We start from the raw sequence: 22,094 nt of genomic DNA, 5'->3' as shown, positions 1-22,094 counted from the left end.
CCAAATTATTTTGTTTATAGCATGAGTCCAGCGGGGACTTCGGGCTCATATGTTTTTTCATTTTTTTCGTTAACAGGTTTTTTTGGTGGGGATAGTTCAGGTGTATAGTGGTCAAGCAGTGTTGCAATGTCTTTATCATGTATTAGGTCGGTCAAAATTTTTTGCCATTTTTGTTGTCCAAATTCTTGTATGGAAAAATCATTTCCCCAATAACTGCTGCCTCCATATGCTTTACGGGTCAGTTTGGCTGCTTGTTGTGCATAGTTGTTAATAAGGCGAGAGATAATATTCTTAAATATTTCTAGCGCCTCAGGAGATTGTTTTGCAATTTGTTCTAATATATAGCGCAGGTTTCTCCTATCTGCAAAGTCAAGAAGTGGGTATAGTTCTAGTTCAATGAGCAGTCGTAGTTTGATGGGAGTAGCGACTTTTTGAAGTGAAGGTAACGCTTGTTCAATTTTTTTTATTGTTATGGTCACCTGCTCTGGAGAATAAGCCAACAATGGTTTATACGTTTTCATATAGTCGCCAGTGGGAGAATTTGTAAATTTTCCATTGAGATATGTTTTGTATTGTGTATTTTCGGTGAAAAAAAATAAAGGTTTTGTGTTTGGATTATAATGAATAACTACATTGGTTAGATTTGTATTATCTGCGCTGAGAGCTATATTTTTTATGAAAAATATTTTGGAGGATCCATATTGAATAGCACTCATATATATAAAAAAGGAATCTAGACTGGATTTCCTGTCGAACTTTGTAGCGTCAATTACATGTAATGCACTTCCCGGAATCATTGAAATTAATGGTTTTTGTGAAGAAAAGTCAATTAAGAATGGAACGTGGTTAGTATATAATAAAATAGCCTTATGATGATGCATTATCTCTAGAGAATTTTTCTGTGCAGCAGCTTTTATTTTTGTGATGCGAACGATTTCATCATGATATTCAGTAACGGGAAACCATGCAGGAACATGGGGGAATCGAATTTGGGGGATAGTGAAAATTTCTGATTGGAGGGGTATTAGAGATAGAATTGCTTTTTCGTAATTACTGGGATTCTTTAATAGATATTCTATAAATGCTTTAAAATATACTTTGCTTGGAAACGTTTCTGCATCAGTTAATGCTTGTGTCACGATAGGAAATGGCAATGTTCGAGCTCCTCCCTTTGCCATCAGCTCACCAAATACTTGCTTTGCATTAAATCCTGCTGCATAGCAAGAGGAATAAACGAAAAAAATTGTTATGATAGTTTTTTCGAGAAATCTTAAGAATGTATCAAACTCTTTAAATGAAAGCTGTGCAATAATGCTTCCATACATTCCGTGACCACCTAGATAGATGATCCATTTTGTTGGTTCTCGATTGATTTTAATATAATCAGATTGCGAAACAAATAGCGTTTTCTCTTGTATGCAGCTTTTTATAAAGTCATTACCAGTTCTATCTTCTAGAGAATGATAATTTGCAACTGTATAGCCATCATATTGTGTCATAAAATGGCTACGAAGTTCTTGTTTGTTATTTGCTGAGATTGTGCTCATGTGTTCAATTTGTAGACCAAGAGTATATTCTAGTTCAGTGATTGGATCGTTTGTACCTAATTGTTGTAAAGCAGTATGCGATATACCAAGATATCCCCTGGGAATCATGCAATACAAGGTAGTTGCTTGATTTTGGGGAGCTTTAATCTCTCTTATTATCCAATTATTTGGGTTAAAGTTGGCGTAAAAAGTATGTAGTGGAGTTATATTGTTGTCATACTCCTTTGGTTTTCGCAATAAATTATATAAAAGAGATCCAGAAATAAGAATTGGCCCAGCAGCACTTTCAATAGCATCTCTTGAATCCCGTGTTGTAGCACGAAAGTGATGATCATAGGATGGGTTTGAAGCATCATAATAATACGCTTCACTATCATCCAAAAAAATCAGTAAAGATCGTATTGTTGGGTCAATGTCAGCAGCAGCTTCTTTTTGCTCAAGTTCTGCAGCGGAAAAACTGTTTTGTGCCGACGAACCTATCAGCAGAGCAAGCAAAATATATAATATGCGCATATTACCTCTCTTAATTTTTCGAGATAGTGTTCCTACTTGCTTTGTTCTTTTCGTTCTTCTTCCGATTTTTCTATTGGCGATATTGTTGGTGTGTATTGATCAAGGAGCGTTGCAATTTCCTTATCATTCATGAGGCCAGTCAAAATCTTTTGCCACTTGTCTTGTTCAAATTCTTGTATTGAAAAATCCTCATCGAAGCTCATGGCATCTTGGTATGCTTTTTTGATGAGAACAACAGCTTTGCGTGCATTATGAGAAAGAAGCTGCGTAATAATATCTTTAATAAGGCGCAAAGCGTCGGGCTTCTTTTTTGATGCTTCCTCTAAGATGTCACGTAAGTTCTCTCTCGTTGATGAGTTAAGCTTTGGATACAATTGTAGTTTAATTAACTGCCGCAGTTTAATGTTATCTGCATTTTCAATTAATACCGCTATATCTCTATAATCGGCCTTGCGTGCAACGTGCGCAGCAATTGTGCTGTGCATTCCTGCAATTAACAATAATTCGACCATGCGTTTGTCACCATTTTGCGCTGCAATGATCAATGCATTCTGTTGACTTGTACTGTTGATCGCAATTCCAGTATTCATCAGATCTTGCACCTTCTTTATATCTCCTGTGCGCACCATATCTAAAAATAGATCGTCTGCTTGGTGTTGGTACAATTTTTTTTCTAGAGCTTGTTCAATAGTTCTTGCACTGGCAATTGCTGGTTCAGGGATATAGTTTTTTAGTAACTCCGCTTCATACATCGCCATATAATCGCCATCCTCATATGGTTCAACGGTCCAATGAGATGTATAGGTCTGCTGTTGACCACTCTGGGTGAAAAATCTTAAAGGCTTTTCTATAGGCTTATAATCAATAATTACATTCGTTACATCAGAATGGTCGTTATGTCCTGTTGCGGGTTGTGCGAATCGTATAGTTTTTATAAAAAACAGTTTTGATGGGCCATATTTTCCAACATCATCCATGTTGTCAAAAAAGTCGTCTAAGGCTTGGGCGTTCGAGAAAGTCGCTGTGTCAATGATGTGCACTGCATTACCAGGGATCATGGAAATTATTGGTTTTGATGAAGAAAAATTAATGGGAAACGGCACGTGATTGGTATATAGCAGCAGAGGTTTATCGCCTACCACTAAAGGGCTTTTTCGAGTTGCGATTTCTATTTTCGTGATACGAGCTACTGCATTATCAACTTTGGTGATCGGGAACCATGCCGGCACGTGAGGGAGTTTAATTTGTGGAATGTCGCTGACTGATAATGAAGGCATTACATACGACATTGCTTCACGATAATTGCTTGGGTTACTGATTAAGGTTTGTATAAAAAAATCAAATTTAAAGCTTTCGCCAAGCACTTTGTTTACGGATAAATCAACGAGTCCCTGTACTACGATTGGAAATGGCAATGATCGCATGCCCGTCTTACTGGTGATCTCACCAAACAGCTGTGTGGCGTTAAACCCTGCAGCAAAGCACGTGCAGTAGGCAAAAAAAATTGTTACAATATTCTTTTCAAGAAATGTCAGGAGCGTATCAAACTCTTTAAATGAAAGTTGTGCTATGGTAGCACCGTAGCCGCCATGGCCATTTAAGTAGAAAATCCATCTTATTGGCTCTCGTTTGATTTTATTATAATCAGCGTGCTCAACGAATATTGATTTTTCTTCAACACAATTTTTTATAAAATCATGCCCTGATTTATTCTTTAAGGCATTGCGATAGTTTTTACTGTTATATGTATCATACTGTGCCCTAAAATAGTTGCGAAGATTTTGTTTATCGTTAAGGGGGGCTTGCTCATCGACTGGAATAATCGGTATAACATCCATGTGTTCAATTTTCAAGCCAAGATTGTATTCTAGCTCGGTCAGAGGAGCGTCTGTCTTCAGTTCTTGAAGATTATTTTCTGATATGCCTTGGTAACCTATAGGAATCATGCAATAGCGGGTTGTTACTTGGTCTTCAGTCGTCCTAACCTTTCTTATTATCCATTTTTGTGGATCAAAGTTTCTATAAAAAAGATCGAATTCTTTTTTACGTTTATCATATTCTTTTGGTTCTCGTAATAGATTATAAAGAAGAGACCCTGAAATAAGGATTGGACAGACCTGGTCATCGATGGCGTGCAATGCAGTGTTAGCTAAAGGGCCCAGATGAGATTTGTCTTCTTCATTCTGCCTGTATGCTTCACTATCATCTAAAAACATAAGTAAAGAACGTGTTAAGGGATCGATTTCGGCAGCTTCTTTTCGCTCTAATTCCGCAGCAGAAAAACTGTTACGAGAGGTGAGGCATAAGAGTACTGCAAGTAATAGAAAATGAGGTGTGCGCATGCTATTTTCCTTTTTTTTATTCTTTTCGCTCATCTTCGGACGCTTTTTGCGGCGATAGTGTTGGTGTATATCGCTCGAGCAGCACTGCAATATCGGTATCATTCATGAGATCAGTTAAAATTTCTTGCCATTTCGCTTGTTCAAATTCTTGTATTGAAAAGCCACCAAAGCGCATAACACCTTTATACGCTGCATCGACGAGCTCAACGGCTTCTTGTTCATTGTTATCAAGAAGCTGAGCAATGATATCTTTAATGAGTTGCAAAGCCTTGGGAGTTTTCTTTGCTGCTTGTTCTAATATAAGTCGCACGGTGTTCATTTGCGATCTATCAAGATAAGGAAGAAGGTGCAGTTTAATAATCTGTCGCAATTTTATGTTGTTGGCATTTTTAATCAAGACAGCGACCTCTGCATGGCCTGTTTTGCGAGCAATATCTGCAGCTGTTTGGTTGCGAGGATTGCGCCGATCTGTATTGGCACCAGCAATTAACAGTAATTCTACGATTTCTTTATATCCTTTTTCTGCAGCAATCATTAACGCTGTTTGCCTTTGTTGATTTTGGAAATCAAGATCTATTCCCGTACGTATCAAGTTTTGAACTTCTGCTATATCTCCGCTGCGCACCAAATCGAATAATTGATTTTCTGCGCCCCCACGGATATTTTGTTGTGCCTTTTTTTCTAACATGTGCTCAATATTTTTGACATGTGCGGTGATTGGTTCGGGAGTATCATTTTTTAGTAAACGTTCTTCGTAGTTTTTCATATAATCCCCTTGTTCATACGATTGCGTTTTGCCAAAAAGCGTATCATCAAATATATACGCTTGTTGTTGACCATCTTGAGTGAAAAAGAATAATGGCTTCTTTCTCGGTCTATAGTCAATGATCAGATTGGTGATAGCTGAAAGGCCTTCACGGTGGACTGTTTTTATAAAAAACAATTTTGAAGTTCCATATTCAATGTTTTTCATTTTATTAAAAAATTTTTTCATGGCGTTATCGGTTGAGAATGTTACTGCGTCAATTGTGTGTACTGCGGGCCCTGCAATCATTGGAATTAGTAGTTCTGGGTTTACTGAAGAAAAATTAATTAAAAATGGTACATAGTTGGTATACAACAAAAGAGGCTTTTCACTTATATTTAGTGGCGTTTTGCGTGTTGCTGCATCTATTTTTGTGATACGTACTACTGCGTCATTAATTTTGGTGACGGGGAACCATGCAGGTACATTAGGAAGTCTGATTTGCGCCATACTATCAAGTGCAGAGCTCGTTATATGAGCAATTGCTTGGCGATAATTACTTGGATCATGCAGTAACGTCTCTATGAATGCACTGAAGTTAAGATTTGCGCTGGTTGCAGGAGCATCCGTGAGTATGTTTGTTGCGATCGGGAATGGTAAGGTTTTAGCGCCTTCTTGTGCCATAAGTTCACCAAATATGTGCTGAGCATTAAAACCCGCGCTATAGCAAGAAAAATAAACGAAAAAAACGGTGAGGATGTCTTTCTCAAGGAATGTTAATAATGTATTAAAGCCCTGAAATGATAGCTGTGCGATATGGCTGCCATATCTGCCATGTCCATCTAAATATATAATCCATCGTACAGGCTCTCTTTTTGCTTTACTATAATCGGATTGTGAAACGAATACCTTTTTTTCTTTGATGCAGTTTTTTATAAAATAATCGCCCGTTGCATAATCGTCTTCAGTTGCTTGAGCGTCGTCAGCTTGATAGTCTGTGTTAGAAAAAACTGCAATCGTCTCGCGCTCACATTGTTTTATAAAGTAATCACGAAGATCCTGCTTGTTTTGGGGCGGAATGGGATCCATATGTTCAATTTTCAGACCGAGATTATACTCTGATTCGGTAAGTTCATCCGCTGCATGTAGTTGTTGTAATGAGTCCTGTGATATGCCCTGGTAGCCATTAGGGATCATGCAATATAAGCCTGTACTTTGGCTTTTGGCATCATTTATTTTTCGTATTATCCATTTACTCGGATCAAAGTTTTTGTAAAAGTCATTAAACGCACGTTTATGTGCGTCCGATTCGTATTCCTGAGGTTGTCGCAGTAGGTTATATAAAAGAGATCCTGAAATTAGAATCGGGCTGACCAGATTATTGATAGCACGTAATGCAGTGCCTGTTAGAGAGCCAAGATGGCGAAAATGTTCATCAGCGTTGTAAGAGTATGCCTCACTATCATCTAAAAAAATCAGTAAAGATCGGATGATTGGGTCGATATAAGCAGCAGCTTCTTTTCGCTCGAATTCGGCAGCTGAAAAGGTGATGTGCGTGTTGAAACATAGTAGTATTGCAAATAATAAGAAATGGAACGTGCGCATGTTACTTTTCCTCTTTAGATCTTGGCCTTATTCTACGCTTTTTATGTGTACTAATTTTAAAAATTAAAGTTTTGCTTTTTGCGGTACATTTTTCTTTTGTGGAATATTTTTTCGACGCAATTTTTTTTCTAACACTTCTTCAACTTTTTTTGCCCCGATTGCAATTGGTTCTGGAGAAGTATTTTGTAATACCTGTTCGTAGGCTTTCATATAATCATTTTTTAATGCTGACTCCTCATCCCAAAAAGAGTTTTTTTGTTGTCCGTTTTCCGTGAAAAAAAATACAGGTTTTTTGTTTGGCTTGTAATCAATAATCATATTAGTGATATTGGAAAGATTACCGATCTGTACAGTTTTGATGAAAAAAAGTTTGGAAGATCCATATTCTATATTATCCATTTTTGAAAAAAAATTTTGTATGGTGAGACGATCTACGAACGCAACTTTATCAATGATGTGTACTGCGTTTCCTGGGATCATTGAGATTAATAATTCTGGAGCGTCTGAGGGAAAGTTGATTAAAAATGGAACATAGTTGGTATATAATAAAACAGGCTTTTCATTTACGGTTAAAGATTTTTTCCGTGTTGCGCTTTTTATTTTTGTGATGCGTATCAGTGCATTGTCTAGTTTAGTAATAGGGAACCAGGCGGGTACGTTTGGCAATTTAATTTGTGGAGTACTTTTAATTGATGATGTGGTTGGCATTATATATGCAATGGCTTTACGGTAATCGCTGGGATCATATAATAAGGTGTTTATAAAAGAATTAAAGTTTATGGTATCAGGAGCTACCACAGGCGCATCAGTGAGCGCTTGTGTTACAATCGGAAACGGCAGTGTTCTAGCGCCTCCTTTTGCCATCAGTTCACCAAAGACTTGCTGTGTATTAAATCCTGCACCATAACATGAATTATAGGCGAAAAAAATGGTTAGAATATCTTTTTCGAGGAACCTTAATAACAGGTCAAAATTCTTAAGAGAGAGATAGGCGATATGGGTATTATAGCCACCATGCCCCATTAAATAGATGATCCATTTCGCTGGGTCTTGGCCTCTTTTAAGATAATCAGATTGCGAGACAAATAGCTTTTTCTCATTTATACAATTTTTTATAAAATCACCACCAGCTGCATTTTGCAATTCACTAAAGTTTGCCATTGTATAACTGTTATATTGTGCTGTAAAATAATCACGGAGTTCTTGGTTGGTGTTTGATGGAATCGTGTCCATATGTTCAATTTTTAAACCGAGACCATATTCCAATTCGGTAATTGGATTTTTTATATTTAATTGGCGTAAGTCATCCGGTAGTATACCAAGGTATCCCGTAGGGATCATGAGATAGAGTTGAGTTTTTTGGTCTTCAGTACTGTTTACTTTTCTTATTATCCAATCATTTGAGTTAAAATCTTTGTAAAAATTGTTAAATATATGCTTCTCGCGGTCATATTTTTTTGGTTCGCGCAGTAAGTTGTATAAGAGAGATCCAGAAATAAGAATGGAACCGGCGAGATCCTTGATAGCTTTTGCGGCAGTTTTTGTTACAGCGCGTAGGTGATGATCATATTTTGGCTCTGATGTATTATAATAGTATGGTTCGCTGTCGTCTAAAAATATGAGCAATTGTTGTATTGTTGGATCTATATCAACAGGAGCCGGTTCGGCAGCTGAAAAGCTGTTATGTGAATTGAAGCATAATAATAGCATCAACAAAAAACGTACTATACGCATGCTTTCTTTCCTTAATATTTATGGTGATCTTTACAACACAACCTAATAAAGAGTAAAGAAAGAAAGCAATAGTTTATTTTTTACTTTTTTTAAAAACTATGATGGGTTCTTGCCCAAGTAAGGTAGCGATATGAGCTATACTAGTGAATGTTAAGTTGGCTTTGCCGCTTTGTATTTTTGCTATTTGTCGCGGGTTGGAATTGAGTTTTTTAACCAGTTCGTTGAAGCCTACATCATTTTTTTTCATGTAATCGTCGATTGCTTCTTTCATACATGTTTGCAATCTATGTAAAGCTTTTAATTCTAATCGTGCCTGCTTTTCAGCTTCGGCGATCTCTTTTTTGGTAAGGCATTCATTAACAAGGTCTTTAAAGTTTTTTAATTTCATAATAATTCCCTTCCATATTTTGTAACCTCAATCAATCGAGTGCGTGCTGTTTTTATATCATTTTGCTGAGTTGTTTTGTCCCCAGCGGTCAGTAATACTATGATGTACTCCTCGTAGAACATATAATAGATGCGGTAGCCAAATCTTCCTTCCCGTAGTTCAAAAAGCTTCTTTCCTAAACTTCGGCTGTGAGGTAGTTTAATTTCGTTACCGCCAATTCTGAGCATTGTAAGTACTTTTACGATGGATTTTTGTTGTTCATTGGTTAATTTCTTAAACCATCGCTCAATATCGTTCTTATCCTTCGGCGGCCAATATTTTATCTTCCACTCAATAGCCATAGGCACGGGACCTTTCTCTAAGTAGCGACCATCATACTCCTATCAGGATACTATATTATAATATAGTAGGTCAAGGGTGTGGAGGACGGGTAATAGGCTCGTAAAAACAGGCCGAGAAAGCAATGGTTTATTTTTTAATGCCGAGTTTATAGATGGGGTAGATATCGATAATGGTGGTTTCATACGGATGTGCGCTTTTAATCGCAGCAATTACGGCTTGTAGATACTGCTTTTCACATACGGTTTCAATCCGTTCTTCAGCAACGGCTTCCAGCACATGCGATGTGCCAATGAACTGATGTGCTTGCTCGTTGGGCATAAATCGACCGATTCCTTTGGTTGAAAAACTGCAAAATGAGTAGTTTCCAATTTTGCCACCACCAGCTTTGCCTATTGCGGTTCGTACAAGGTCGGCGTGTGTTTCTGGAACAGTGGTAATAAGAGTGACGTAATCGGATAGTTCTAAATCATTAATCATACATGCTCCTTTTAGTATTGAAGTGACGCTGATAGCGATGATCAGTAGGCGTAAAAACATTATAGCTCCTTATGCTGAATTGAAAGAGCGCAGAAGAATTACCGCCCTATAGGATAAGTAATTTCGTAATTATGTCTATCAATCGGTATTTTGAAGAATATGTTAATTGGTATAGCATTAATTGGTCGAGTTCTGGGATTATTGAGGAAAAAATTATGTTTGGTTATGAAGCATTTGTTGATAAGCATGGTGTGCTTACCATTGCAGTAAAAATCATATTTAGTTGTTTACAAGTTTCTGTTACCTCAATTGAGCATGCAAACGAGTTTGCTCAAAAACATTTTTTACGCAGCAGTGAGCGGTGGAATGGGCAGGAGAAAAGATCTTGGCATGATCTGATGCATCAAAATAAAGAAACATTGCTGCAAGCGTTTAGATCCTTGGGTATGATCGATGCCGTACTACCTCGGCAAAATATGTATACATACATTTTGGTGATGGGAACATTAAAAAATAATGCCGAACAATGTTTTGATTTTTTGGCAGAGCTGAAACGCAAAGGGCTTTCCTTTGAAAAAATTATTTTGCTGAGCGGCAAGCGTTTACTAGAAGATTTTGAGAAAACAGGATTACCTGTCGATGTTGTTACTGAAGCAGAGATGATGCTGTATCTTTGTAGTCGGCATGGGGGTTTTAAAGATGATGAAATTGTTTTGGTTGATGCACCGATGATTCACTATGAAGATGGTACAGTAACTCGTCCAACAACTGATAGCACGCTTGCATATTTTGCACAGACTGCTTGCGTTGATGGCTCTTGTTTAGTAATTTCTGAAAATCCACACATTATTCGTCAAACAAAAGTAGCCCAACGCATTTTAGATCAAACGCGGTTTCCTGTGGATGGCGCCGGCAAGGCAATTGAAGAGCCCATCGATATGATACAGTTGTTTGATGAATTTGCGCGTGCTTTGTATGAAGAATACAAAATGCAGAAAAAATGATCTTTATCGTTCGCTAGCAGGAGGATAATTACTGTTACCTATGCTTTTTTTCTTTCTTGAGCACCAGCGGAGATGCTGTTGTCTTCGTTGTTCTTTTTGATATCCATCAAGACACCAACTGAATGGAATTGCCAGAGCTACTATTTGTCCAAAGCTTAAAAATGGGCGATCTTCTTTGGAGTGGTCAGAAAAAAATCGTGGGTTGCCTAATCGGCTTGAGGTATTTGGTGTACGTACAATCTGTGTAGCAAGACGTGCGGCGCGTGGAGCTTGTTTTAAGTTGCTACTGAGCATTGCATGCATTTGAAAGTTGCATAATACAAATACACTCATAATTGGTAATAATCGGCTAACAAACATGTTGAAGGCTCCCAGTGCTTACATTGAATAATAAATATGACCGCAGATTTTATAGCATGCCAACATATATATGTAAAGTTTTTTGTGTATAGAACTTGCTTTACTTAATTTTCTTAAATATTGTGTGCACTGCTTGTACATATTCTTGTCGTTTTTCATTCCATGCATTGAGAACTTCTTTTTTAGAAGCGGTTAGGCATTGCTCCATATACCGTTGCACAAAACGAATATACGCCCACTCCTGTTTTGGCGGGCGTTTTTCTTTTTTATTGCGCTCATATTCTGCTTGCCATTCTTGTGTAAATTCAGCGTACGTTGGTGGATTTCCAGCAAGCCATTGTTCTCGTAACCAATCAATTCCTTGAGCGGTGAAATTAAAGTGTGGACCGATTAACTGTTTAAAAAAATTACGTGTTGCTAAATCATTTTTATAAGTGCCGTAGAGCATGCGTGTGTTAGGCGTAAGGGGATATACAATACCGCGTACTGCCTTAGAAACGGTTGGAATTTGCAGAGGTGGTAGCTCTTGACCAGTGGTAGCATAATGCATAAGTCTGCAGATTAGTTCATGTTTGTTAAATCCGCGCGGAGATAGTTGTAGTTGCTCCAGTTGTACTTTGAGTTCTTCAACATGCAAGTATGCTAATGCTTCTTGTAGTTGTATTAGCTCGTCGTGTGATAATTGTTTCATGGTATTTGCTTAATTTTGAAAATGATCGTTGTTTTTTTTTATATTTTTTTAGCGTACTTGTTTTTGATGAAAATGAAACTGTTGATATGCGCTTTTTATAGGGTAATTGGCATTGTGAAAACTAATTGAATTAGATATCATATTAGAGCTTTTCTGAAGATTCTCGCCATCCCGCCTACGCGCGCGCTTCGTCGTGATTGGCCACGGCGAAGTAAAACGAAGACGGAAAAGCCAACCAGAACAAGAACCTCACGATCGTCGTCGCGAGCCGCCATTGGCGTGCGTGGCGATCCAGATTAATAAAGAAATATTTAGATGAATACAATTAAGAATGATCTATTTTGCAGCGCTCAAACTGAGCGCACAATTTTCTGGATCACCACGCATTCGCTCGTGAAGACGATCGGGAGTCAACAGCTTCCTATAATCCCCAATCATTGCAATATTTTGCAATACATTAATCCACCAACTAATTTTCTGATAAGCTCTTATTATTAGTTTAATCACATTAAAAGATATTTTTATGAAAAATATATATACATTATTTTTGCTTACTTCAGTAATAATAGTCAGTATCGCTATTTTTATTTTTTGCAAAAAAAGTTCAAAAACCGGGACTGTGATTGTTCTAAATGGAACGGGATCATCGGGAAAAACATCAATTAGTAAGTTGTTGCAAAAGCAGTTACAGGATTCGGTTACACTTTCAATTGATGATATCTTATGGCCAGCATTTAAGAAAGAAGCGCAAGATCTTGCATTGATTAATCCGCAAATGAGCAAGGAACAGATAGAGCAGATCATTATCGAAAATGTTAATGTGCTATCTCCTAAGGTTCAGTGGTTGATGGTATTGCAGCAGTTATATGATCAGGCAAGATTCTTAGCACGTACACATCAATACGTTATTTTAGATACAGTTTTTGGTATTGTGGATCGTAAAGATTATGACTATTTTGTGCAGCAAATGCAGGGGCTTACATCGCTTGTCGTACTCGTGTACTGTGATCCATTACATCTTGCGCATCATATTGTAGCGCGGAACGCCGGTGCAAAAAAAGAGGAAATGCGTGACATGCTTGTGCATATGCGCGGGTTTGAAGCTATGTATGCACCAGCAACTCTAGAAGATGTGGTTGTTGAGACAGTAACTAAGCAGGACGTGGAGTACGCGTTACGGTTTGTACATGATAGTTTGCCTGAAATGGGTAAATCGCAAGCACAAGTGGAACAACAAGTTGCAGAAGTACGAGATCTCTATTTTAAAACCTTTTTTCCTGATGACATGCATGAAGTTCAGATCGCATCGCGATTTGCTTTTGACATGTTTGTTAATACAGGCAATCTTTCATCGCAAGAGTGCGTACAGTTGATTTTAAGTAAAAGTAATCATCAAAATTTATAACATGGATTTGGTATGAATAAAAAACTATTTTTGATGTTGATTTCCATTCCAGGAATTATTTCTTTATTGCCTAAATTAACGCAAGCATATGAGGGAATCATTGCGCTTGCTGAGTATCAAAACCTTTCATATGAAAAATTTATCATAGCAGCTTTGGTGCAGACAGCGTTGCTTGTTCTAGGATCTGTTTTTTTAGGAAGTTGGGCAACTCAAAAAATTGGATGGTATGATCCTATTTTAGATGGCATTGAAAATAATAATATGCAGCAAATAAAACAAGGGATAGTGACATCGGTTATTCCTAGTCTGCAGTATATCATTCCGGCAGCGCTTCTTTTTATTGTGATGATACATCTTTTTCTGTTCCCTTGGCTTGATGCTAATGTGCTTGCACAGATTAACGATTTTTCTCTACCCATATTAATGACCCGTATTTTTTACGGTGGGATAGTTGAAGAAATTATGTTGCGTTGGGCAATCTTGAGTTTGTTTGTTGCGATAGGTTTTAAAATTTTTGCATCTGATCGACAAGCTGCATGGTGGGCTGCAATAATTATTGCAGCCTTTGTTTTTGGTGGCGGCCATTTGCCGAATTATCTTGCCACAACGAACGATCCAACCGTTTCTCAGATGCTTTTGATTATTAAAGCGAATATGATACCAGGAATATTTTTTGGATGGATTTTCAAACGGTTCGGCTTAATCGCTGCAATGGTTGCCCATACGATGTTTCATTGTATCTGGTTTGCAGTTGTTTTAGTGTTGGCCTTAATTAAATAAATTATTTGCTGTGTCATATTATCGCTTTTTCTATGTTTTATACACGATAAAACGTTATGAGAGACGACGTTGTTTTTTTTCATTACCTGTATCGGTATCTTTTCTTTGTAAATAAGTAATTCCTGCGCCCAGAGCTGTAATTGGGGCTCCAATTTTAAACATAACGTTTCGGGCTGCTTTTGCTGTATCTTTATTGATTCCTGCTAGAATGATGTATTGTGGTGCGAGATGCCAAAAGCCAGCATGCAAGAGCGTTGTAGCGCCGATAACAAGAATAACATTGACGGTTGTGGCTTTAGAATTTATTGTCTTATCTGATTGTTTTTTATCTGTTCTCTTCTCTTCAGGCTTATCTTGTTTTTCAGGTGTTTGTTGAACAACAATAACTTTTGGTTTTTTTCGCCGCAGAAGTTGTCGTGCTGAAATACACTCGATGGAAGATGAAAATGTGCTGATCATGAGAACAAGGGAAAAAGATAATAAGCGTGACATGTGAACTCCTGTTTTATAAATTTAGAAAATGTTTAATTTGTTGTGCAATTGCATGGGCTGAATTTGTATCCGAGTTAACTTCTAAGTTATATGGCAAATTCCAATATACAGTGTCATAGTGGCTGCGTGCATGTCCTTTTGGAGATGTTGCGCGTGCAGTTTCACGTTCTTCAAGCCGGTCGAGCGGAATGGCAACTTTTACCCAGCAGGTTTTTATATCTTTGAGTTTGCATTGCAGATCTTCTATCCATTCTTTTTTATACGCAATGTAATCAACGATAATGTTGCATCCATTGTGTGCGTATGCAGCGATTGCGCTGTTCATTGCATATGCTACTTTGTCTCCTTGTTCACCAGTAAACAATGTTATGATGGCATTATCTGCAGAATCTTTGCTTGTGTCTACCCAGCGAATTGGGTTTTCAGTTTGCCAGAATGAGATATTTTCTAATGTAATGTCTGGCATTGGCTGATCAAAGAGATTGTCGATACCAAGTTTTAACCACAAATTGGGCATCATAAGATGTTGAAATTCTTTTTGAATAGAGCTTTTTCCAGCAGCTGATGGACCATTTAAAATGATTACGGTGCCCGTTGATTTAATTGGTTTACAATAAAACCAAAAGCTGACGATAGCGATTACTATAGCACTAACAACGAGTATTATTTGCATATTTTTCATATACGACCTTTATGTATTGTTTTGTTTAAATAATATTGTATTGCAAACTGGGGAATGCAGAAAATTAATAGAAATGTTGAAAAAACAAGCCACTGAAATAGTAAGAATATAATAACTTTAGTTTCAGTAACGGGACCAACGATGAGATGTTGTAAGTATTGAGCCACTTCTAAAAAAGCATCTTGCCTATGAAGAATAAAATATGTCATAGCGAGCATCAAAATTGGTACAAACATTGATAGTGTTATTGGTGTTACGATCGTTAAAAAAAACCATTTTAATGTAGTAGATAGTGAGTTTTGTTTTAAAACATGCATTACAAAATTGGTTATATATATATACCAAAATAAAATAGGAAATATCAAACTCACAGCGCGTATAGCCCAAGAATGATCCATGATTTTCCAAGTGTTTTCAAAAAAATGAGAGATTGTTATTTGAATGATAAAAGAGATATACGGAATGAGATACAAGAAGATGGTAGGGATATTTCCACCTCTATCGTTTATCTCTTTTTTTGTTTGGAAGACCCAATAAATAGTGTATAAAAAACCGGTTATTACAGAAAGCAGTATCATTACATAGATATTTCTGTGCTTAACATGCATTTTTATTCCTTTCGGCTGCAATAAAAGGTCTACTCGTTAGATACTAACTGCTGCATTAGGATTATATCAAAGTTTGGTTGTATTTCGACAAAATAGTGCAGTTGCCATGCCTGTGTTTTTTTAGCTTGTGGATTATCAGTTATATCCCATGGTGGATAGACTCGCATAGCTCGTTTGCCGCCACTATTATTTTGAGAGAGAAGTCCTTTTTGCCGAAGTATATTTTTTGGAAAAATAAACTGTCCAAAATGTTGTTGATTGCGAACGCTTATGATGAGTAAATCGAAGGAGTCGCTCATATCGTATGGCATGATAGGGCCATTATTAATGCGTTTCCAGAATGTAACAAATTGACCAATTTTTGTAGGAGTGATTTTTGCAACTCTAAACTTTATATGTTTGTTGTTGAGTTCAAAACCGCATGCACCATATTCTTGGCTTTCAGTTTCTTGTTTGTAGTTACTGTATGATAGCCCGATTGTTTTGTAAGCAAGGCTTTCAGCGGTCAGAAGATCAGGATGGATCGATGTGTGTAGTTGCATACTATTTCTTCAGAGCTTGCGGCTTTATTGTGTATTGATTAAAAGTTGTATGATCTCTACGATACCAATATCAGATGCGATCATAAGTGGTGTACGTCTATCCTCATCTTGAGCATGAACATTGGCGCCAGAATTGATCAGTAGCGTTATGATATCTATATTTTTTGATTTGACTGCGTGTATTAGTGGTGTTTGGCCCCATTGATCTGTGGTTTCTATATTGGCATGTTGTTCTATAAGAAATTTTACGGCTTCTAATTTTTTATATCTGACCGCCATTGCTAAAGCAGTTTGGCCGTTTAAGTTTTTATCTTCTAGGCTAACATTTAAATTAATTAAAAGTTTTAAAATATCTATATTTCCTGATATGGAGGCGCAACACATAAGTATAGTCTGTCCATCATCAACTCTAGCATGTATATTAGCTTGTTTTTCTATTAAAAGCCTTACTACATTTAGATGTCCACATTCAGCAGCGGTTATTAGAGCGGTAAATCCGGTTGAATCTTGAGCATTAATATCGGCGTGAGCCTTGATCAGCGATGACATAATAGGGAGATTTCCTATTGAGGCGGCAAGTATTAATGCGGTTCGACCGTCTTCATTGCGCGCATCAATAGTGGCATTGGCATCGATTAGTGAATGTACCGCTGTTAAGCATCCATTGGAAGCTGCAGTCATCAAAGGGGTAAATCCGCCTGTATCTTGAGCATTGATATCGGCGCCAGCTTTGATTAGTGATGCTATAATATTGGTGTTCCCTGTTGAAGCGGCGACTATTAATGCAGTTTCGCCTTGTGCATTGCGGGCATTAACATCGGCATTAGCATTTATGAGGGATCGTACGGCTGTTAAGTTCTCATTCCAGACTGCGAGAATCAAAGGGGTAATGTCGTTATTTTTAGCATTTTTCAGTTGTATAAATTTGTTGAGTGATTTTTCTATTGTTATAATGGCGACGCCTACTATAACGATAATAATTAGTATCCCATGTAGATTGTTCATATTAAATCTCTTTTGATTTCCCAGGAGTTATTATTGTTTAGTTTAAAATATACGATTTCTCCATTCTCGATTGCATGATAGGCAAGACCTAATAAATGGCATAACCGTTTATACACATCTCCATGAGAAACAATCAGTACAGGTGCAGGATAGACAAGTGCTTGGTTTATGCCGGTTTGTATTCGATGACAAAAGTCTTGTTCTGTTTCTGTTTGTCCGTTGATTGCTTGTAGTGCGTGCAGCGGCGTTTTGTCACAAGAAAGATTTGCTGTGGCAAGTAACATTGTTTCATATGTTCTGGCTAATGGGCTATAACATACTGTTGCAATGTTGTATTGCTCAACGAGTTGCCGCGCGTTTAATGCTTGTTCCTTACCAAGATGATTCAAGGCAATATCTTGGTGTCCCATATAAATTTGTTGTAGGTTGTGATCTGTTTGACCGTGACGGAGGAAATAAAATGACTGTAGGGCTATCATTGTGGATTCTTTTAAATCTGTGCTTTATGTAAACGAAATAGGTCAGATAACACTATAAAACCTATTTCGTATGAATTTTAATCTATAAGTTTTAGTATTTTGAAATTGATGCTTTGTCCAATAGGATTGCCCTGTCTATCTCTAAATTGAATTGGTGTTTCGGAAAAATATGCGTCAAGGAGTTCATCATAGGTAGTGATATTGGTAAAGCATTCGCTCAATGTGCAACGGTGTATGCATCCATATCCGCTTGAATATCCACGCGCTTGGATAATTTCATTTCGTTCAATATTGCTGATTATTGCAACATATCCAGGTGCCCAAATGAGATCACCTTCTTTGAGTGTATCATGCGTTTGTAGTGCTTGTTGTGCTAAGCCTAAGCCAATAGCAGTAGTTGTTTTATACGGAAATGATACGCCAGCCATTTGTGCCATGCGCATAACAAATTCTGAATTGTCGTATCCGGTGTATGGTTGTTCAATGTCATTTCTATGCCATACGCCATTCTCTTGGTAAAAATCATAATCAGTGGCGAAACGGATAAAACTACTACCACCCCACACGAATGGAATTACCGCATGTTCTGCACTCAGTGCTACGCGATCGATAAGATTTTGTGCAATAGTGACCATGAGATTGCGTGTCGCATCTTCATCTTGGTTTTTTTCAATAATCGCATCATGTTTTGGAATAAAATCAAAGAGCAGCTCATTGTTATGGTAATCAGCATACACAATTGCATATGCGTTATGCGTGTCTTGTTCTGGAAGATAGTTAAAGCGCGTACCGATTGAAAAATTGTTCCATGGATAGATGAGTACCACTGTTGGTTCTGCGCCATATGCAGGATTAGGAATTGCTTGCAGAAGGTGTTTATCAATATCAGTAAATAGTTGTATCTGATTTTGATAGAGCCAAAAGCTGTTCCGTGATTCTCCCGTGGTTTCATCAAATCCATATATTGCATTCGGGCAATAGACTTGAGCAAAGCTCAACGCTTGTGCGCTGCAGAAGATAATTTCATTGTAAAGCCCCTGATGAGCGCGCCGACATTTTTTGGTTTGAGGTGCAGCAGAAGGATGTAATGGAGGAGGAAAGCTGTTATGCATTTCTGCGATAGGATCGATAATTATTGCAAATCGTGGTTGAGGATCTTCATTTTCAGGAGAACCTGCATAGGTAATCATGCTTGTTGCCAGGAGTGCGCTGAGTAGCAAATAGGCGGATATTGTTGTTTGATATAATTTCATCCAATTCCCTTTACATTAAAGTAGTTTTGATTGTTTCTACTTACAACCAACACTACTCAATTTTTTTGAAAAAGTCATGGAGAATGATGTGCAAGAGATAACTAAAATCTCTACGTTATATCAGCATGCGCTTATTTTAAAAATGAGCGCATGCTGATATAAAAAATTTACTGGCCTTTCCAGGTTACAAAAAAAGATTTTTTGTCTGGTAATAACGGAGAAGTAACCGCTTTGAGTCCACCTTTAGGTGTTACCATTGTTAAAGCAATATTAGGGAATAATCCTATGCCATTAGTAACGCCATTAATGGTTGCCGTGCAGTTGTTAAGATGGCCTACACCGAAATTTGCGAGTGGTAGGATGCCATTATAATACGGAGCTTCTACAATCCATTCAGCGGAACTTCTTAAAGCAGTTCTTAATGTTGTGTATTGAGTTGGTATCGAAACATATTTCTGCTCAGTATCATTATATAAATGCATAGTGAAAATGCCATTTCCCGAGTATACAATTGTTGCACTAATTATATCTCCTGCACGCAGAGGGAATCCTCCAATGCTGTAACTACCTCCTGGATACATTTCAAACCATGCATAACTTTCTAGCGCTCCACTTGACCAATCATGTGCAGTGCCGAGTTGCTCAACCGTTGGACTTGTATAACCATCTATACCTATCCAGAAAGCTGAGTAACTATTATTTCTAGATGCAATGATTGAAGGGACTACCCATGATCCGGTCACTGCAGAAACAGAATTTTTTGCGGGATTATTTATGTTTGATACTGCTACATAACCACTCCAGTTTGTACTTGATTCTACAACGGTTCCTGATCGCATACGTGAACTGATCTTTGGACCAGGTATATGTATATGAGAGTCTCGTGCTAATTTTTCAGTTATTGGATGTACTGTGCATTCAATATGGGTGTAGGTTTCTTGTTTTATATCATGTATCGTTGTGTTGCATAGTAGATTGCCTGTAATAGACAGTACAATAAATAAACTATGTATTAAAAACTGGTGCTTCATATCTCACTCCGCCTTATCGATTTTTTAAAAATATATAATTTTTATCATGATCATGAATTAACACGTTACAAGAAGAGAGTCAATACAGATTAAGGAGAATTCTTTTTTTTATAAGAACCAGCTGCAAGTTGTCTGCTGGTTGATCGTGACAAAAAAACAAAATGGTTCTGTGTTAATCATTGTTTTTTCTTGAAAAAATAGATTTATATAGTTTATATACTATGTATTACGTTATTGTTTTTTGATTGAAATAAAACAAGTCATGTATCAGAGAATAATTATGAAAAATTCTTTTTTTAGTCAGTATATAAAGCCGCATCGATGGGCAATCCTTATTGCTTCTTTTAGCTCGATATTAAATAAATTGTGCGATATTGTTCCTGAGGTATTAATTGGTGTTGCAATCGATGTTATTGTTAAGCAAGATGCATCGATTATTGCCTATTTAGGCGTATCTGATCCGTTTACACAATTGTATGTGGTGGGAGCTCTAGTTTCAATTTTTTGGATTTTAGAATCGATATTTGAGTATGTACATCTTGTGTTGTGGCGGAAAATTGCCCAAGATATTCAGCACTCACTACGGCTTGATACGTACAATCATATACAACAACTTGAAATGTCTTATTTCGAAAATAAAACAACGGGAGGTCTTACCGCAATTCTTAATGCCGATATTAATCAATTGGAACAGTGTTTAAGTGAAGGGCCTAACGCATTCATACAATTGTGTGTAAATGTTATTGCAATGGGGGGTATATTTTTTTATATCTCTCCATCGCTGGCAGTAGTGACAATAATACCGATTCCATTTGTGGTTGTAATGGCATTTTTCTTTCAAAAAGTATTGGCGCGTCGATATGCAATTGTGCGAGATCATATTGAAAAGTTAAACAGTCATATTAGTAATCGGTTGTTTGGTATGACTACCATTAAAAGTTATACAGCCGAAGAATATGAGCTTGCTGCTTTGAGCAGAGAAAGTGTTGCCTATACAAACGCTAATCATGCGGCGAGTAATATTAGCGCATTGTATATACCAATCGTCCGGATGGGGATATTATGTGGCTTTGTAGCGTCGCTTGTTATTGGAGGAACTGCCGCTTTGCAAGGATCAATATCCTTGAGCGAATATAGTATTCTCGTATTTTTAACCCAGCGTTTTTTATGGCCATTTACCACATTAACTACGATTACTGATATGTATGAACGGGCAATGGCGTCTTTGCGTAAAATTAAAGACATCTTGCATCATCCGATTGGTATTAAAGATGCTATGCATACCTATCCACAGAGTAAATTGATAGAACCGTATATTGTATTTGATGAAGTGGCATTTGTGTATCCAAATGGAACCCAGCTGTATCATAATCTTTCATTTGTTATACCAAAAAATAAAACGGTGGCATTTGTTGGTACAACGGGATCCGGTAAAAGTTCTATTGTCAAACTATTATTACGATTTTATGAGATGACCGGAGGAGCTATACGTATTGAAAATGTGAGCATTAGTGATATAAAACTGCATGATTTGCGTGCGCATATTGGTCTTGTAAGCCAGGATTTGTATCTTATCAATGGATCAGTAAGAGAAAATATAGCATATGGTATGACACACGTGTCAGATGCAGAGATTATACGAGTTGCCAAAATGGCAGAAGTGCATGAATTTATAATGAGTGTGCCCGGCGATTATGATTTTATAGTTGGTGAAAATGGTAAAAATTTATCTGGGGGTCAGCGACAAAGAATTGCTATAGCAAGAGCTCTGCTTAAAAATCCGTCAATTTTAATATTTGATGAAGCAACATCAGCACTGGATAATGAAACTGAAGCGGCAATTCGGGATTCTCTTGAAACGCTTGCTAATAAAAAAACGATTATTATCATCGCTCATAAGCTTTCAACAATACGTAACGCAGATACCATATTCGTACTGGAAAAAGGTGCAATACTAGAATCTGGCACACATAGTGATCTGGTGCAAAAGAACGGTACATATGCAAAGTTATGGCGATTGCAAACGGGGGCATAACTGTATTCGTGTTTATAGTGGATTAAAAATTTTA

22 protein-coding genes are annotated in these 22,094 nt (G+C 37.3%); 4 read left to right on the top strand and 18 right to left on the bottom strand.

All coding sequences use genetic code 11. The annotated features are described in order from the left end of the window. Nucleotides 1-14 precede the first annotated feature (14 nt). The 7 genes from VGT41_00900 to VGT41_00870 all read right to left on the bottom strand — a co-directional run bounded on the left by VGT41_00900 (nt 15) and on the right by VGT41_00870 (nt 9,753). Nucleotides 15-2,060 carry a hypothetical protein gene (locus VGT41_00900; protein ID HEV2600831.1) on the bottom strand — a complete coding sequence of 682 codons (2,046 nt, stop codon included), beginning with the start codon at nt 2,058-2,060 and terminating at the stop codon, nt 15-17. 32 nt (nt 2,061-2,092) lie between these two features. Further along, the gene (locus tag VGT41_00895; protein ID HEV2600830.1) at nt 2,093-4,402 is read right to left on the bottom strand and encodes a hypothetical protein; all 2,310 of its coding nucleotides are present in this window, start codon (nt 4,400-4,402) and stop codon (nt 2,093-2,095) included. 16 nt (nt 4,403-4,418) lie between these two features. Next, entirely contained in the window at nt 4,419-6,752 is a 2,334-nt protein-coding gene (locus VGT41_00890; protein ID HEV2600829.1) for an ankyrin repeat domain-containing protein, read from the bottom strand. A 63-nt stretch (nt 6,753-6,815) separates the two neighbouring features. Continuing rightward, complete coding sequence (locus VGT41_00885) at nt 6,816-8,486, bottom strand: hypothetical protein (protein HEV2600828.1); 1,671 nt, start codon at nt 8,484-8,486, stop codon at nt 6,816-6,818. A 73-nt stretch (nt 8,487-8,559) separates the two neighbouring features. Beyond that, nucleotides 8,560-8,874 (bottom strand): hypothetical protein, encoded by a 315-nt coding sequence (locus VGT41_00880; protein HEV2600827.1) that lies wholly within the window; start codon nt 8,872-8,874, stop codon nt 8,560-8,562. Further along, entirely contained in the window at nt 8,871-9,215 is a 345-nt protein-coding gene (locus tag VGT41_00875; protein HEV2600826.1) for a type II toxin-antitoxin system RelE/ParE family toxin, read from the bottom strand. The genes VGT41_00880 and VGT41_00875 overlap by 4 nt, the downstream gene beginning before the upstream one ends. Before the next feature lie 127 nt (nt 9,216-9,342). Further along, a complete protein-coding gene (locus VGT41_00870; protein ID HEV2600825.1) occupies nt 9,343-9,753 on the bottom strand; it encodes a hypothetical protein in 411 nt (136 codons plus the stop codon). Between the two features lie 71 nt (nt 9,754-9,824). Between VGT41_00870 and VGT41_00865 the strand changes: the two genes are divergently transcribed. Further along, on the top strand, nt 9,825-10,697 hold the full coding sequence (locus tag VGT41_00865; protein HEV2600824.1) for a hypothetical protein: 873 nt from the start codon (nt 9,825-9,827) through the stop codon (nt 10,695-10,697). Nucleotides 10,698-10,700: 3 nt separating this feature from the next. Here the strand turns inward: VGT41_00865 and VGT41_00860 are convergent, their stop codons facing one another. The 3 genes from VGT41_00860 to VGT41_00850 all read right to left on the bottom strand — a co-directional run bounded on the left by VGT41_00860 (nt 10,701) and on the right by VGT41_00850 (nt 12,255). Then, nucleotides 10,701-11,057, bottom strand: coding sequence for a hypothetical protein (locus VGT41_00860; GenBank protein HEV2600823.1), 357 nt, complete (start codon nt 11,055-11,057; stop codon nt 10,701-10,703). A 100-nt stretch (nt 11,058-11,157) separates the two neighbouring features. Next, nucleotides 11,158-11,748: a hypothetical protein gene (locus VGT41_00855; GenBank protein ID HEV2600822.1), complete on the bottom strand. Its 591-nt coding sequence runs from the start codon at nt 11,746-11,748 to the stop codon at nt 11,158-11,160. A 336-nt stretch (nt 11,749-12,084) separates the two neighbouring features. After that, nucleotides 12,085-12,255 carry a hypothetical protein gene (locus VGT41_00850; protein ID HEV2600821.1) on the bottom strand — a complete coding sequence of 57 codons (171 nt, stop codon included), beginning with the start codon at nt 12,253-12,255 and terminating at the stop codon, nt 12,085-12,087. Between the two features lie 16 nt (nt 12,256-12,271). Between VGT41_00850 and VGT41_00845 the strand changes: the two genes are divergently transcribed. Next, a complete protein-coding gene (locus tag VGT41_00845) occupies nt 12,272-13,153 on the top strand; it encodes a hypothetical protein (protein ID HEV2600820.1) in 882 nt (293 codons plus the stop codon). A gap of 12 nt (nt 13,154-13,165) precedes the next feature. Next, on the top strand, nt 13,166-13,933 hold the full coding sequence (locus tag VGT41_00840) for a CPBP family glutamic-type intramembrane protease (GenBank protein HEV2600819.1): 768 nt from the start codon (nt 13,166-13,168) through the stop codon (nt 13,931-13,933). 54 nt (nt 13,934-13,987) lie between these two features. Here VGT41_00840 and VGT41_00835 read toward each other — a convergent pair whose 3' ends face one another. The 8 genes from VGT41_00835 to VGT41_00800 form a co-directional block, all read right to left on the bottom strand. Beyond that, entirely contained in the window at nt 13,988-14,425 is a 438-nt protein-coding gene (locus tag VGT41_00835) for a hypothetical protein (GenBank protein ID HEV2600818.1), read from the bottom strand. Between the two features lie 13 nt (nt 14,426-14,438). Further along, nucleotides 14,439-15,107, bottom strand: coding sequence for a hypothetical protein (locus VGT41_00830; GenBank protein ID HEV2600817.1), 669 nt, complete (start codon nt 15,105-15,107; stop codon nt 14,439-14,441). Next, on the bottom strand, nt 15,104-15,715 hold the full coding sequence (locus tag VGT41_00825) for a hypothetical protein (protein HEV2600816.1): 612 nt from the start codon (nt 15,713-15,715) through the stop codon (nt 15,104-15,106). Before VGT41_00825 ends, VGT41_00830 begins: the two co-directional genes overlap by 4 nt. Before the next feature lie 29 nt (nt 15,716-15,744). Further along, nucleotides 15,745-16,257, bottom strand: a complete 513-nt coding sequence (locus VGT41_00820) for a MepB family protein (protein HEV2600815.1) — start codon at nt 16,255-16,257, stop codon at nt 15,745-15,747. 24 nt (nt 16,258-16,281) lie between these two features. Next, nucleotides 16,282-17,262: an ankyrin repeat domain-containing protein gene (locus VGT41_00815; protein ID HEV2600814.1), complete on the bottom strand. Its 981-nt coding sequence runs from the start codon at nt 17,260-17,262 to the stop codon at nt 16,282-16,284. Then, nucleotides 17,259-17,741 carry a histidine phosphatase family protein gene (locus VGT41_00810; GenBank protein ID HEV2600813.1) on the bottom strand — a complete coding sequence of 161 codons (483 nt, stop codon included), beginning with the start codon at nt 17,739-17,741 and terminating at the stop codon, nt 17,259-17,261. The genes VGT41_00815 and VGT41_00810 overlap by 4 nt, the downstream gene beginning before the upstream one ends. Before the next feature lie 77 nt (nt 17,742-17,818). Then, entirely contained in the window at nt 17,819-18,994 is a 1,176-nt protein-coding gene (locus VGT41_00805; protein ID HEV2600812.1) for a hypothetical protein, read from the bottom strand. Nucleotides 18,995-19,161: 167 nt separating this feature from the next. Further along, complete coding sequence (locus VGT41_00800) at nt 19,162-20,025, bottom strand: G1 family glutamic endopeptidase (GenBank protein ID HEV2600811.1); 864 nt, start codon at nt 20,023-20,025, stop codon at nt 19,162-19,164. Nucleotides 20,026-20,305: 280 nt separating this feature from the next. On the opposite strand from VGT41_00800, the gene VGT41_00795 reads away from it, so the two are divergent. Continuing rightward, nucleotides 20,306-22,060: an ABC transporter ATP-binding protein gene (locus VGT41_00795; GenBank protein ID HEV2600810.1), complete on the top strand. Its 1,755-nt coding sequence runs from the start codon at nt 20,306-20,308 to the stop codon at nt 22,058-22,060. Nucleotides 22,061-22,094: the final 34 nt, after the last annotated feature.

It is taken from the genome of Candidatus Babeliales bacterium (genome assembly GCA_035944115.1).
Taxonomy (GTDB): domain Bacteria; phylum Babelota; class Babeliae; order Babelales; family Vermiphilaceae; genus DASZBJ01.
The sequence above is the reverse complement of the archived record's forward strand: the minus strand, read 5'-3'. Positions and strand labels throughout refer to the sequence as shown.